Raw genomic sequence first — 16,436 nt, 5'->3', positions numbered from 1 at the left:
TCGGAGAGTATTTTCTAGTGCATATTTATTTGAGTTTCTACAAATTAATTATTTATATTATTCTATTTATTTCTTTTTCATTTAAATTGCATGCTTTTGCTGAAAGTAATTTCGCCGAAAATTCTCAATGCACTCAATATGAAGTGAAAGATAAAGAAACAATAATTCAAATACTCAGAAAAAACTCACTCATCCCAGTTTTCGGCAAAGAAGGCTCACTGCAAAAAACTTATGAAATAAATAATTTGGATAAAAAAACTCGAAAAGAACTCATCCATGCGGGAGATAAGTTATGCTTGCCAATTCGTATACGATTTCCAAAAGACTTTAATAAGCAGATAGTTAATGATAAAGATAATGTTAAAGTGAGTAAAAAAACAGATGAAAATTCTAATATGGATGCATTAAATAATGATGCAGAAAAGGAAAATTTAACTCAAAAATTAGAAATAGAAAAACATAACAACAATAAAGAAATTGACAATAAATTCAATAACAAATGTACTACATATACTGTTAAAAATGGTGATACAATTATCCAAATTCTAAAAACCCATAAACTAAGACCGATCTTTGGCAAAAATGGCAGTTTACAAAAAACCCTAAAAATAAATAAGCGTGAGGGAAAAAAAGGATATCTTATTCGTCCTGGAAATTCACTCTGCCTACCAGACAAAACAAATAATTATAATTTAGCAGATAACAAAGCTGATAATCAAGAGAAAAATGAAGACATTCTTAAAGAAAATAAAAAAATGACTGAAGAAATATTACATTTAGATTCTTCTTTACCTATTGTTTTGCCCACAGAGGATGATGGAAAAAACACAGATAAAAATATTGATTCTAAAGATAAAGTCATTACTAAAAATAATGATAAAATTGATTCTAAAGATAAATATAATAACCCAAATAATGAAGATTTAGAAGAAGAAATTAAACAAAATCAAGACCATCAAACGAATGTAGATGTATCAGAAACAGAGCAAACAAGATCACCTATGAAAATTGAGGAGAAAGAGAAAATAATAGAAAAACTAAGTGATAAAAATATACCCATAGCAAAATTTGCAGAAAAAAAAAGAAATACAAAAATAAAACCTGAGAAAAACAAGAAAAAAATTGATAAAGAAGATATCAATCCTGCAGTCCAAGCTGAAATTCAACAATGCGATAAATATACAACAGAGAAAGAAGAAAATATAATACATATTTTAAGAAAAAAAAATATGATTCCTCTTTTTGGTGAAAATGGATCTTACCAGAAAACCATAGAACTCAATAAAAATCTTGCATTTGATAATGCATTCTTAGAAAAAGGCACTACCATATGTCTGCCAAATATGCCAACAACTGTCAATAATAAAGAAAAAAAATTGCTTGCTTCTGATAATACAATTGAACTTGAAAAAAATAAAAATTTTGAAGAAAACCCTAATCTTTTTTATTCAGAATTGGGAGTTAAATATCTACGCCTTAAAGGCGAAAATACAGATAATAATTTAACATCAACTCTTCTATCTCGCCCAATAATTTTTACTGAAATTGGTTTAACTCAACGCTGGAATAAAGATTTGGAAACATACTTTGGAATAAATTTATCAGTAACACAAATAATGCAATCCGATACAAATGTTGTCATCGGTGATAGTATTCTAAGATTAACAAATATTCTTGCTGGTATAAAATATAATTTTTATCCAAATTTATATGGAAATTTTCAATTATCTTATGGAGATTTTGTAGTTTTTCGCTCAATAAATGATACAACGCTACAAGTTGAAAAAATGTCCACAACACTTTTGCGCAGCACAATTGGCTATACTTTCCTAAGTTATGATAAGTTGTCATTTCAATCGGAATTAAGTTATTTACTCAGCACACCATTTACGAATGAAGTTTATAATGCATATATTGGACAAGGTTATGAATTAGGACTTGTACAGTCATATAATGATAAAGGTTGGGGTTTTAAAACGAAGCTTTTTTACCTAAGAGATTATACTTATGTGCCTCCAGTAAAATTCGATTACACTGAGATAGGTATTCTATTTAAATTTTTTGGAGAGTTACCTTAATTTAGATATCAAAAACTCATACCAATTGGCCCAGAAAATGCCACTCCCGAGCCTGTAGATAAACAACCACTTAAAGATCCATCAGTGATGGATATTTTGCATTTAATGACTGTATTGCTTCCCCAATTTGCTATATATAATGTGTCATTTATAATAGCAACTCCCTCAGTGCTACTATATGAACCTGAGGAAGGAGGATTCACAGTTGAACTTGTCGCTATGCCGCAACTCGTTAACGAACCATCACTCACGTTCACAGTGCATTTAACAACTGCATTTGAACCTGCATTGGCAATATACATATAATTATTAAATACAGCTATTCCAGTAGGCCCCCCCAATCCAATTCCACCGTAGGGAGTGCAAGGAGTGATAATATTTCCGGTTGCAGTATTAATACTGCATTTATTAATAGCATTTCCACTTCTGTTGGTAACATAAAGATATGGAGTGTTTAAATAAACATATGACAGACCTTGTACCTGCATACCAACTAACGTAGTTGCAGTGCAACTAGTTAATGCCCCAGTGCTTGTATTAATCGTACATTTAGTGACTGTCGTTACACCCCCAACATATAAGTAAACAGAATTTAATCCTTTACTTATCGTAACACCATAAGATGAAGTTGGCATCGCTGTTGTTACTGAAGTGCAAGGAGATGTCATTGCACCTGTAACTTGATTGATTACACAGACAGAAATTCCTGCGCTGGAATTATTTGTTACATATAAAAAATTATTGTAACGCGCTGTTCCAACAGGTGTAACAAATGTTGGAGTTCCCGCCACACATCCAGATAATGAGCCATCGCTCAGAATATTGCATATATTTGCTTTTGTTGTTTGACTATTGCCTATATACATAAATTTCGGATAATTTTGTAAAGATGAACCTAATGTAGATTGAAATGCTCTTCTGACAGTTTCCATATTTAAAAGACTAAATGCATTAGTAGTCCAAGCTGCTGCCATAGCCATATAATCTTGCAAACCTGTTCCAGCTGTATTGTTAAAAGATCCTAAAATTAATCCTCCATTTTTTGTGGATGACGATGTATCTGTATGTTGAAATTCATTTACTTGCATATTCAAGGAAGTGCCATTTAAAGAAACAGCCCAATAATCAAATCGAGAAGGTGCAAATGGATAACTTATCACAGAAGGATTAGAGGAGAAATTTTCAAATTTAATTGATGAGAAGTTTCCACCATAGCCAAAACTATTATTTGTAGAAGATCCTGTATAGCCAATTATACCTCTATCATTTGCTGTCGTTGTAGGACTTCGTGCTACTGCTATTAATGTTGATGAACTGCTACTAAATAAACTTGGGATTGTTGCTAGACCTGATGAATTGGAAATTATTCCTCCTGTATTATCCCAAGTCAATCCAGATGCTATGGTACCATTATGCAGGTCACAATATAAATCAAAAATTTTTGTCCCAATTCCTGCATTTTGACTTGCAAGCAAAGGATAAAAAACATCGGGTATAGGGATTTTATTGGTTATAATTTGATTTATGAAGCTTTTTATTTGATTTTTCCCAGTTATATTTAAGGTGTTTCCACCAATCAAACTGACTCGATTTGAATAATCACTAAGAATTGCTGTTGTGTTTATTCCAACACTGTTATCAGGAGAAGAATTATACGCAGTGTTTGATGATATTGGATTTGTACATGTTACACTGAAGGAAATAATTTTACAAATATCTGAGCTAGTCGTCACATATGTTACGTTTGGATTTGTTGCACTAATTGAACCCGTTGCGCCAGAAATGGCAATCATATTTGCATAAAATTGATAAGTACAATTACTCGTATCAGTCCACGTACCAATATTTCCAACTAAAGAAACACCAGAGCCAGATACAATTCCAGAACCAGAAGCAGGTCCATTTGTTATTGTTGGAGAAGCCGTAATTTGTGGAGCATCATACTTAAAACTTGTCGATGGACTTGAAGGTGATGAATTTCCAGAAGAATTACTTGCTACAATAACAAAATAATAAACTGTGCCAACGACTAAACTAAGACTTTGTACTTGATTGTTCGTACAGGAAGTTCGAACAGCGTTATTTGGTAAAACAGTGCAAAATAAATTAGAAGATGTTATAGCAACTGAAGAATTTGTCGAAGCATAAACCAAATAAGTTACATTCACATTTCCAGCGGCATATGCATTCCATTGAGCTTGAATATTTCCTACACTTGGAATCGATAAACTTAATCCTGAAGGAATTGTTATTGGTAATGTTGGCAAAGAAAGTGTATTCGAACTAATCGTAGAACTTCCGCCTGTTGCGTTATTAGTAGCCTGCACTACAAATGAATAATTTGTATTTTCGGTTAATGCAGAAACGATACAAGAAATTTGCGTGCTTGATGCTGTTACGTTATTGAGTGAACACCCCGATATGTTCGCTGCATTTACAGCACTTCCATTTTGTTTAATTATGAAATTAACAGGACTGTTGCCAATATTAAATAACCAATTGAGAGTGATACTTGTCCCTGTAACATTTGAAGAGGTAATTGCTAGATTCGTTGTTGAAGAAAAAGGAGTTGTAGCAGATGCGTCAGGTGTTAATAGAATACTTGCTGGATTAGGTGCATTATTCGATGCAGTCACAGCAAAATAATAATTTTTATTCTCTGATAATCCTGTTACGTTACAGGTATTTAATGCTCCTGGAGCCGTCGGTGTGATTGCAGGAGAACAGTTTATTGCAGCACCAGTAACACTAGCATTTGCAATATCAGATTGAAAAACAGTATACGTAATATTTTCACTACCCACACTAAGTGTCCAGCTCAAAGTTAGAGTTTTATCAGTTACGTTAGATACTGATACAATAAAAGAACTCGCTGGATCAAATTGGGTAGTTGCACTTATTACGTTCGAGTCAGCAGAAGTTTGACTTGAATTCCCTCCGATTGCATCTGTTATTGCAATTGCTTTAAAATAATATTTTGTATTTTGAACAATTCCTGTATTATCCACGCACGATAATGTTGTGGGGCTTGCTGAATTCACATAAGCAAAGCAGCCAAAAACGGCCGTATTATCGGAAGTATTAAATCCACTTTGGGTTGAGTGATAAATTTTATAAGTCGTCCCAACATTTGCAAAATTATTATTTACTTGAATTGTTGCACTATTATAACCTAAACTTATGATCTTTATATTTGCAGGGGCGTTTGGTGTTGTCACAGTGGACATTTCTGCATTTGCCATTACAGAGCCATTGGCATTTTTTGCCGTTACTGTAAAGAAATACTGGGTTCCAGGATTCAACGAGGTAATAAGACTAGACTGTGTTGAGCCTGCTCCAGGAGTTACTGTAACAGTTGTAGTATATAGCAAAGAACTTGTGCCATAACTGATATCATATGAATTCGCACCTGCTGCACTTCCCCAGGTGACAGTTGCAGAATTAACTGTCGGTGAAATAGAAATAATTGAAAATGTAGAAATGGGTATCCCTGTTACTTCTGTGCTTTGAAAATTCCCCCCAACAGAACGGGTGACTAATAATGCAAAATAATAAACTTGACCATTTGTCAGTCCACTGATCACACACGAACTTCCTAAAAGCGCATCACAACCTAAAGTACCAGAAGATAATGCTTGTCCGGGTACAGTTGAATAATAGACTTTAAAGTTTGTTGCATTTGCAATTGTATTGTCCCATAAAACAGTTACCTGCGATGAACCTGCAGAAACCATTAAGTTCGCAGAGCTCAATGGTGTTCCACTGACCTCAGCTGATAAAGTTTGAGCAGTGGAGTTCACTCCTGTATTATTTCCAACAATCGTATAATAAACGGTTTGATTGGCAGTCCCTGCAAACGAACAGGGTGATGCAGTGCAAGCGGTGACTGTACCAGAATTATTTGGAGAAGATTGATTGGCAACCAATGACTGATAAACCTTAAAACCTGTCGCACCAGATCCTCCTGACCATGCTAGATTAATTTGTGTTGTTGTCGTTGATATATTTATAGAACTGATCGCAGTTATTGGAATAACTGAAGTTGGCGAACTTGCAGAGAGTGAACTGCCATTTGAATTTGATGCCGAAATTGTATAATAAAAAGCAGCACCATCTGCACTTACGGTATCAACACAGGTTAATGGATTTGATATATTTGTACACCCGCTAACAGGTGCATAACCACTTGCAGCCGAACGAGATCGACTCACACTATATGTTATTGATGCATTCCCAGTCGAGTTGGATACCCAATTTAAAGTAACAGTATTTCCTGTAGCAGAAATAGTAGGTGAATTTGGTATCTTTGGTAAAGTAACGATCTGCGTTTCAGGCGTTGATGTAACAGTATTTTGAGAATTTGTTGCAGTAACAACATAATAATAAATTTTACTATCTGTTACGGTTGTATCTGTATAAACATTATTTGAAGGGTTTGTTGCTAATAAAACTCCATTTGCAACCACTCCTGGTACTGTCGAACGATACAATTTATAAGTTACAGAATTGCTTCCGAGCACACTCGTCCATTTCAACGAAACAGAAGTGTCAGTTACATTAGTAACAGAAATTACAGGAGGATTTTGTATTTTCGTACTCATCTGAAATTCATTGGAATTAATTCCCATAGCTCCTGGAGCATTATTGGTTGCCGAAACCATGTAATAATAATTTGTATTTTCAGAAAGACCGCTATCTGAAAAGCTCAAACCGGTTCCCGTAAAGATTGGACTGCCCCAATTGCTCGGATTGCTTGTTAAAGATCGATATAAATTATAAGTCACCGGTGCGGTTCCAGCACTCAATGACCAATTTATCGTTGCAGAGTTATTCGTTATATTTGTCACTGAATTTATAATAGGTGCAGTCTGTAATGCGGTTGTGAAATTAATAACTGGAGAAAATTGCTCGGTCGCATTCAACGCACTGTTTTTTGCTGAAACTTTATAATAATAAGTCGTATTTTCTGACAAACCTGTACTTGAAGTCGAGAGATTATTTCCTGTATAGATAGCCGAGCCCCACGAACCATTCGCACCTGTCGTTGATTGATAAAGATTATATATAACAGGAGCATTTCCTTGGTTAAAATTCCAATTCAGCGTAGCAGAATTTATATTTACATTCGATACGAATAAGTTCGTTGGTGCTGTGTTAAGTGAAGTGATTCCTTGAACTGCGGGGGTTGAGACAGCTGATTCTCCAGCTGAATTCAACGCAGAAATAACATAATAATAAATTGTATTTTCATTTAAACCACTATCTGTACACGTGTTCGTATTTGTTAAAGACGAAACCGAACAAACTGCTGCAGTTGGGTTTGCTACAAATGGAGTTAAATTAATATCTGAGCGATATATTTTATAGGTCGTTAATGGATTACCTGTTAATATATTCCAACTTAGCGTTGTAGAGTTTTTTGTAACTGAAGTTATGCTTAAACCCGTTGGGGTTCCCACTTGTTGAACCAGTTGTACTTCACTTATGGCATCAACTGCTCCGGAATTATTTTTTGCTGTTACCATAAAATAATAAGTAGAACCTGCACTCAATCCTGTGATTAAATAAGGTTGTGATACACTTGCCGCAACTGAGACATTTCCTTCTGAATAATTGCCAGAACTTGTTCCGTATTTAATGTCATAACTCGTTGCTCCCAAAGCTAATTCCCATGTTATATTTGCTGAGGTAGAACTTGCTGACGCAAGCGATGTTATACTAAATGAGCTTATGGGAGTCGCTAAAAACTCAGAACCAATAAAGGTACCACCAACAGATCGAGTGATAGCAATGACAAAATAGTATTGAGTGCCATTGGTCAATCCTGTCACAGTACAGGAAAGTGATAATCCCGCATCGCAACCCAATGTTTTACCAGCTATTCCAGCAGTTGATGAAGTTGAATAATAAATCTTATAATTAGTTGCGTTAAGAACACTGCTCCAACCAATAGTCACTTGCGATGTTTGAGCTACCACAGAAGTTATGGGTGTATCATTCACTGTTACAGAAATTTCATTCGATGTTCTTGTAGCTGTAGAATTAATGCCAGTATTGCTTCCAACCAACGAGTAATAAAAAATATTTCCTACGCTTGCTGAAAGCACACATGGGGTACTTGTGCAGGTAGTGGCTGTGCCAGCAGGTGGTGCTGATCCACCCGCAGTTGTAGAACTATACACTAAGAAATTTGTAGCACCACTACCCCCACTCCAGTTCAAAGTGATCTGCGCAGATGGAGATGTTGTAATATTCGTTGTCGGCGTAAATGAAGAAAATTGAGCCACAGGGGTGACTACACTTGCAGCGCTATAAGAAGGAGAGTTCCCACCTAAAGTAACAGCTTTCACAATATAATAATAAGGCAGTCCATCTGCAGTCGGAACAATGTCCGTACAGGTTCGACTTGCATCGGTAATATTTAGACAGCCACTCACATCAACAGGAGTGTCACCTACAAGTCGATATCTTTGCACGTTATAAGTAATAGTAGCATTCCCTGCAGAAGGACTTTGTGCCCAAGTCAATGTAATAACTCGATTGATTGCCGAAGCAGTGGGAGCCGAAGGCGTATTCGGTAAAGTAACAACTTGCAATGCTGGAGAAGATGTAATCGTATTTTGCCCATTTGTGACAGTGACTGCATAATAATAATTCGTACTTGCAGACAGAGAAGTATCTGTATAACTTGTAGCAGAATTTGAAGAATATATTTCATTTCCAATTGTTGTATTGACTGTACTCGTTGCAGAACGAAAGAGTCTATAAGTTACACTCGAATTGCCATTAGCCATGGACCAATTAAAACTTGCGGATGAAGTCGTAACAGATTGTAAGCTTAAAGAAATCGGACTCCCTAAACTTGTAATAATCGTTGTTTTAGCTGACTGAATTCCTATAGAATTTGGTCTATCATTATTTGCTATTATTGTATAATAATAATTTGTATTTTCTGAAAGTGCTGAGTCAGTATATGATTTAGTTGCTCCCACACTCAGGGTATTCGAATAAATTATGCTCCCCAAATTTCCTGCAGAACTGCTCAGAGAGCGATAAATTATATAATTAACATTCGCATTTCCTGCAGCGCTCGTCCAATTTAAATTAATACTACTACTTGTCACTGAAGGAGAAGTCAGAGTCGAGGCTGTAAGCAATGCAGAAGTTATACTTTTTTGCTGTGAAGCACCCGAAGTTCCACTGCTATTCGAAGCAGTTAATGCATAATAATAAACCGTATTTTCGACAAAAGGGCCGCTGTCAGTATAAGTTGTAATTTGTGCAATTTGCGTGGAATTCAAACTTGCTATTTTATTTGCAATATTGCTTGTATCGACAGGGCTTACTGTTGAACGATAAATATTATAAGTCACATTTGCATTTCCACTCGATCCCATCCAACTAAGATTATTCGTAGAACTATTTGGTGCAGAAAGACTAAGACCTGTAGGTATTGAAGGAATTGTTAAAGCGATCGCTTCGCTTGAAAAAGGAGAGTCACCTCCTTCATTAGTTGCATAAACAACATAATAATAGGAGTTTCCTGCAAGTAAAGAACTTGCACTTTCGCTACAAGTCAATGCATTTATTTGTGTGCAAGTTGCAACATTTTCATATGGTCCACCCGACTTAGAACTTTTTGCTAAAGTATAACGTAGAGTTCCTGCTCCTACTGCTACATTCCAATTTAATGTCACCTGACTTGAGCTTACCAATGGTGCGCCTGCAAAAGTAGGAGCTGAAGGTGGATTGATTATAAGAGAAGAGCTCATAAGACTTGTTATTGTGCCAGCTGGATTAGTTGCTGTTACTGTATAATAATAAGTATTCCCATCGAGCAATCCAGTTAATAAATAAGCATTTGATATGGATGCAACGGACTGATTGAGTGAAGCAGAATTTGTTCCGTATTGAAGAGAGTATGTTGTATTTCCAAGACCGCCAGAAACATCTATCCATTTAATAATCGACGCATTTGAAGTGCTTAAAACATTTAATGAAAAGGGTTGAGGAGTTGCAACCGCTTCACTTTTAGATGCTGTTTTACCATATCGATTTCGAGCAAAAACTTTAATGTATAGAATCTGCCCATTCGTTAAGTTTGCAACCGTGCAAACTGTTTGCTTAATCGCAGTACAGCTATTTGCATTGATAGAGTAATTTCCCGAAGAAGTCCCATAAGAAACAGTATAATCATCTACTCGGGTCGATGAGCTCCATGCCAGTTGTATTTTATTATTAGAAACAAGAACACCTGTTATATCAAATGATGAAGGAGTATTTAAAAAATAGTTATCACCATTTTGAATATCTGAATGCGATCCCCCTAACGGATTATAGTTACAGCCCAAAATAAAAAGTTGAGCAAATGTATAAAAAAAAATTATTTTTATGAAATTTATATGTAAACGCATCAAAATCAGACCTTCTCGAGTTCATTTATCTTGAAAATAAATAAAATCATGAAAAATCTGTATAGAAATTTTTGCATAAAGACATTGGAATGACAAAACTAATATAACTTCTTTTTTAATGTATATTCGAGTTCATTAAGATTTGTATGTAATAATTTCCTATTTAAATAAAACGACTCCTGCGAATGCAAAAAATTATTGCGCAATCCATGGAGAAATTCATTGGTTTTATTTTCTTTTAAACAGTTTAAAAAGTTTGGTTTTAAAAAATTGATAGACTGAGCAACTTGAACAAGCGCTGCTTCGGAGTTTTTCTTCAGTGTTTCAATTGGAGTTTCCATTAATCGGTTATGGTATGCAAAATAAGCGTGGTTACCTATTTTTTGCATACAATAGGCACCCTTAGTAAAGGTTGCCCCCATGCCGTTGAGAGATTTTGCTATAGGAATATACACAAACTTTATTCTATCTGAAAATCTTTTGACCAGCTCATTCATACGTTGATTCATCTCATAACTTTTTGGATTTTCATAATCAAAAATGTAGGAAATTGTTATACTTGAATTTAAATTCCCAAGAGTAGGATATAGAGAGAAATCTACATCAATCAAGCTCTCCTTTGAGTCGTCGGTAAAAATTTTGATTCGTTCTTTAGCAATAAATTCTTTTAACTTTTCTTTTAACTTTTCTGCGGTTTTTTTTGCTGTCAATTGTTGAATTAATTGATTTTTAAGATCTGAAAAATTTTGCCCAGAAAAAACTGCAGGGCCATATTTTTGAACATTCTCATCATAATAATTTTTTGCTTCAACTTCATCAACTTGGGAGACTTTCAATAAATCAGCGTAGTTTTTGATACTATCATAGTCACTCTGTTTCTCATTATCATTTGCTAACGCAATAAGCATAGCGGTCTTTTCATAAAATTCTTTTCTAGCATTAAAAATATTACTTTCTAAATTCTCTAACTCTATCAGGGAATTTAAAGGCAATGAGGTCGTTGTCCAAGTTTTTCCATCAACTTTAAAAACTTTTTTTCCAAAATAATTATCCTCAATAAATGAGCTTCTATTATTCATTCTTGTTTTATAATCATCATAAATTTTTTGAGTAATAAATCCTATTATAAAACCAAGAATTAAAATTAAATACTGCACTCGTAAAATATATTTTTTTAAAAAAGCCATGTTTTCTCCACATAGTTGTTTTTTATTCTAATAATTATATCAATATAAATTTGAGCAAATATAACAAAATCTTGACATGTTTTATGCAAAAAATTCCTAGTCAAAACTCCTCTTTTTTTAACAAACAATGCCCACCAAATACGCATCAAAAATTCCGAAATATATGAATAAATTTAGAGTTTTGGAGGAAGACAATTTGACCTGCGCAAAGCAAAATACTTTGCGAATTAAACATTTATTTAATTTAATTTTAATATTATTATTATCAATAATATCTTGCATATGTTTGTCTCAAGAAAAAAATAATACGACATATAAAATTAAAGAGGGCGACACAGTTCTATCTATTTTAAGAAAAAATAAACTCACTCCTATATACGGAAAAAGAGGATATTTATCCGAGATAATTAAGCTTAATCCTGAAACGATTCATGAAGAAGGCAACCTTATTTTTCCAAATGATGTAATTATTTTGCCAATTAAAAGCCTTGAATTATCAATACCTGATAATGTAAGCTATACAGAATATAAAAAATCTATTGAACATTTTAAAATAAAATTTAACCATTTTAAAGGAAATGATGAATATGTTTACTTGATATATACAGTTAAAAATGGTGATATGATAAGCTTGCTTCTGCAAAAATTAGATGCAACCCCCATATATGGTACCTATGGATCTTTAAATTTTACGATAGAACTAAATCCTAAAAAAAGAATTACAAAAGGTGATCTTATCTTTCCACGAGAAAAAATACTCTTATATGTTCCAATGAAAATAGCCCTTAACTTAATGAAAAAAGATGAAAAATCTGTATTAATTCTTAAAGAAAAGCCAAAAGAATTATCTAAGAATTTTTTCCAAAACTCCAATAATTTTTATACTTATGCTGAATTAGAAAAGTTATACAAAAGTAGAGAGAACTCAAAGTTAAATCTTAAACTAAAGAACGAAAACCAAATGGAATTTATTGATAATGGAAAATCATTAGATAATAAAAATTCCGAAAATGATGCATTAGAAAACAGAAAAGACAATACGAATAACCTGGAAAATAGCAATGACAAAGAGAGTCTTTTGGATAATAAAAAAGACAATGCGAGTGTTCTGGAAAATAAAAGCAATGAACCAACAAAAATAAATTATGATGAAAATGCATATAACAATATAAATATTACAAATATAGATATTCAACCTATTCAACTTACAGGGAAAATTGAAAATGGCATCATAAAACTCACATGGGATACAAAAAATAAAGAATATTCAAACATGTATGAAATAAAAAGATCTATTAAAAGTAAAAGCTCATATTTTACAATAAAAAAACTAACAACTAAAAATAATTACGAAGATATCAAATTACAACCAGGAACACAGTATTTTTATACCGTAATTTTGCACTATGGAAAAGAGAAAAAAATTAAATCTAATGAAATCTCTTTAGTTGTTGAACCGAAACAACCGCACCTAAAAGCAACTATGAATAATGGAAAAGTTTATCTAAGTTGGTCCACAAATAATATTTTTAAAGGATTTAAATATGAAATACTTCGCTCAGAAAATGAGTTGGAAAAATTTAAAGTCATAGTGAGTAATTATTTAAAAAATGCTTATATAGATAAAAATATATCACTAGGAAGTAAATACTATTACAAAGTCAAAATATATTATGAGAATGAAATAAATATTTTTTCAAATATAGTTGAAATTTCCTCAAAAAACTTAAAACCAATTCTTACTGGTAAAATAGAAAACAATAATGTAAAACTCAATTGGACAAAAAATATTGGCAATAAAATATTAAAATATAGAGTTAAAAGATCGCTAAATAAAAATAGGGATTTTGTTACAATAGCAAATAATATTTCAGAAAGCAATTACATTGATGAATCCGCACTTAATGGCAGTACATACTACTATTATGTTGAAATAATTGATGACGAAATAAAGCCAACTGTCACAAACAAAATTAAAATAAATACCTTACCCCCTATCCCTTATAATTTTAGGGCTCAGCTCGACACGAACAATAATATTCATCTTTCTTGGGATATTGACAAAGGAAATAATTCTATTAAATATCGCTTGAGTCGAAGCCTATCGAGTATGCAAAATTACGAAATTATACAGGATAATTTAACTGAAAAATCAGTTACAGACTTCAATGCAAAAAAAGGTCAGAGATATTATTATATTGTATCAGCAGTAGATGAGACTCATATTTCTCAGGATTCATTTGAAATCACTATTGTCAGCCCCCCCGATAAAGTGACAAATTTTCATGCAGAACTCATTGAGCATAAAATATATCTTCAATGGGACTCTGTAAAAACAAATATAGATATGCATTTTATTCTAAAAAGAAAATCAGAAAAAGATGACGATTTTATCACTATATCAGAAGATATTACTACAAATAATTATACTGATTTAGAAATTCTCCCACAAGAAAACTATTCATACATGTTACTAGCTAAAAATGAAGGTGGGATATCTCTTGAATCAAATGTAATAAAAATTAATTCTTTCTTTGGAAAACACACAGCAAATTCTTTGGGTATAACGAATGGTATTTCCTATTACACCTTAAAAGAGACTAATCAAAATAATGGAAGCAACGATACATTTTATACTTCTGCTAGTCCCTATGCACAAATTGAACATACACAGAACTGGACAGATCATTTGCGCTCACATTTTACTTTAGGAGCAACATATTTTGATATGACAAAATCTCCCATATATGTATTTTCTCAAAGACAGTTTTATCTGTTTCATGCAAATGCAGGTGTGCAATTTGATTTAAACGATAATTGGAAAATCATGTATGATTATTCATTACATGAAAAAGTTTTACTACAAACAGATGGTTACGATCAGGCTAATACACTTATAAGAAATTTTCAGAAATTTGAAGTCCTAGCTAGTTATACCTTTTATAAGTACAATACTCTATTCGCACATGTAGAAGCAGGCCCTTTGATGACAGCGCCTGTTCAATTTTCACCTGCAAATCTACAGTTTGGTTATGAAAGCGCATTAAAATTAACTCAACAAAATAATAAATTTGCTATAGAAGCAAGGCTATTTTATAGATTAAATCCTGTACAATCAGAAAATATTTTGTCTAAAGAATATGAAATAGGTTTGAGTGGAAAGATTATATTTGATTTAGGCTTTCAATAAATTAAAATTATTTTTTGTTTTTATTTTAAAATACTTTTAATCCTACCTTAATGCGACCTAAGCATTCTAAGATGCATCAAATATAATCATAATGGACATAAGATTCTAATTAATATTTACAGTTTCCAGGAGTACGTGGAAAGGGAATTACATCACGAATATTACTCATTCCTGTGATCCACATAATCAGCCTTTCAAGGCCAACGCCAAAACCGGAGTGTGGAACTGTTCCAAAACGTCTTAAACTCACATACCATTCCATGGATTGAGTATCAATTCCTAAGTGATTCATACGCTCAATCAACACACTTTCGCGGTCTTCACGTTGACTTCCACCAACAACTTCACCAATTCCAGGCATAAGAATATCCATTGCTCGTACTGTTTTGCCATCATCATTTAAATACATATAAAATGCTTTGAGTTCTGCAGGATAATCAAAGACAATTGTAGGTGATTTAAAGTGCTCTTCACAAAGGTAACGTTCATGTTCACTTTTTAAATCACATCCCCAAAAAACTGGGTTTTCAAAGTCTCTTTTACACTTACTTAAAATATCAACTGCTTCTGTATAACTTACGCGAACAAATGGACGTTCAAGAGCCATTTGTAAATATTCTCGAGTATCGTGCTGTGTTTTTTGCACACAGACATCAATATCATCTGAACAATTTTTAAGGATATCCGCCACAACATAACGGATCATATCTTGCGCAAGTTGCATGTTGTCATTGAGATCGGCAAATGCCACTTCGGGTTCAATCATCCAAAATTCAGCCAAATGGCGGGAAGTGTTTGAATTTTCTGCTCTAAAAGTTGGCCCAAACGTATATATTTTATTAAGGCCCATCGCCATCAGTTCACCTTCAAGTTGCCCAGTTACACACAACATAGCTGGCTCAGCAAAAAAGTCTTGGGAAAAATCAGTTTTTCCTTCCTTTGTTTTTGGTAATTTATCAAAATCAAAATTTGTTACCTTAAAAGACTCTCCGGCCCCTTCACCGTCTGCTGTGGTCAAAATTGGGGTGTGTGCATAACAAAATCCACGTTCTTCAAAAAAACGATGAATCGCTGTGCTCACTCGGCTTCTTATTCTAAAAACGCTTGAAAAAGTTGATGTTCTTGGACGAACATGAGCAACTTCACGCAAATATTCTAAACTCATTTCCTTTTTTTGCAGAGGAAAAGTCTCAGGATCGGCAAATCCGTAAATATGAACTTTTTTAGCTTGCATTTCATATTTCTGTCCTTTTCCAGGACTTAAAACCAATTCTCCCTCAATTTTAACAGAGCAGCCGGTCGTTAGTTTTTCAACCTCAGAATAATTCTCCAAAGAAGCATCAATCACTATTTGCAAAGACTTCGCACAAGTTCCATCATTGAGTTCTATAAAAGAAAATTTTTTCGAACCGCGCTTGGTTCTAACCCAACCAGCAACAGTGATATGCGCTGGAGAAACCTTATCCGCATGAATATCGGCAAGCTGAGTTAATTGAGAAAGTAAAGTCGTCATTTTGCACCTTAATTGAGCTTATTATTTCTTATAAAGTCATGAAGAACATTTGCT

5 protein-coding genes are annotated in these 16,436 nt (G+C 33.4%); 2 read left to right on the top strand and 3 right to left on the bottom strand.

The window, feature by feature from the left end:
• The first annotated feature begins 17 nt into the window (after nucleotides 1–17).
• A complete protein-coding gene (locus H7355_RS00775) occupies nucleotides 18–2,078 on the top strand; it encodes a LysM peptidoglycan-binding domain-containing protein (RefSeq protein WP_186643943.1) in 2,061 nt (686 codons plus the stop codon).
• Nucleotides 2,079–2,086: 8 nt separating this feature from the next.
• Here H7355_RS00775 and H7355_RS00770 read toward each other — a convergent pair whose 3' ends face one another.
• Nucleotides 2,087–10,492 carry a fibronectin type III domain-containing protein gene (locus H7355_RS00770; RefSeq protein WP_186643940.1) on the bottom strand — a complete coding sequence of 2,802 codons (8,406 nt, stop codon included), beginning with the start codon at nucleotides 10,490–10,492 and terminating at the stop codon, nucleotides 2,087–2,089.
• A gap of 98 nt (nucleotides 10,493–10,590) precedes the next feature.
• Nucleotides 10,591–11,679 (bottom strand): hypothetical protein, encoded by a 1,089-nt coding sequence (locus H7355_RS00765; RefSeq protein ID WP_186643932.1) that lies wholly within the window; start codon nucleotides 11,677–11,679, stop codon nucleotides 10,591–10,593.
• 196 nt (nucleotides 11,680–11,875) lie between these two features.
• Between H7355_RS00765 and H7355_RS00760 the strand changes: the two genes are divergently transcribed.
• Nucleotides 11,876–14,869, top strand: a complete 2,994-nt coding sequence (locus H7355_RS00760) for a LysM peptidoglycan-binding domain-containing protein (protein WP_186643930.1) — start codon at nucleotides 11,876–11,878, stop codon at nucleotides 14,867–14,869.
• A gap of 109 nt (nucleotides 14,870–14,978) precedes the next feature.
• Here the strand turns inward: H7355_RS00760 and asnS are convergent, their stop codons facing one another.
• The gene (gene asnS / locus H7355_RS00755; protein WP_186643928.1) at nucleotides 14,979–16,382 is read right to left on the bottom strand and encodes an asparagine--tRNA ligase; all 1,404 of its coding nucleotides are present in this window, start codon (nucleotides 16,380–16,382) and stop codon (nucleotides 14,979–14,981) included.
• Nucleotides 16,383–16,436 lie beyond the last annotated feature (54 nt).

Source organism: Fluviispira vulneris (assembly GCF_014281055.1).
In the GTDB taxonomy this organism is placed as follows: Bacteria; Bdellovibrionota_B; Oligoflexia; order Silvanigrellales; family Silvanigrellaceae; genus Silvanigrella; species Silvanigrella vulneris.
This window is presented reverse-complemented; position numbering and strand designations above follow the sequence as displayed.

Bases quoted from the DNA above. Each gene is read 5' to 3' on its own strand.
- asnS (WP_186643928.1), bottom strand. From the start codon at position 16,382: ATGACGACTTTACTTTCTCAATTAACTCAGCTTGCCGATATTCATGCG.
- H7355_RS00770 (WP_186643940.1), bottom strand. From the start codon at position 10,492: ATGCGTTTACATATAAATTTCATAAAAATAATTTTTTTTTATACATTT.
- H7355_RS00765 (WP_186643932.1), bottom strand. From the start codon at position 11,679: ATGGCTTTTTTAAAAAAATATATTTTACGAGTGCAGTATTTAATTTTA.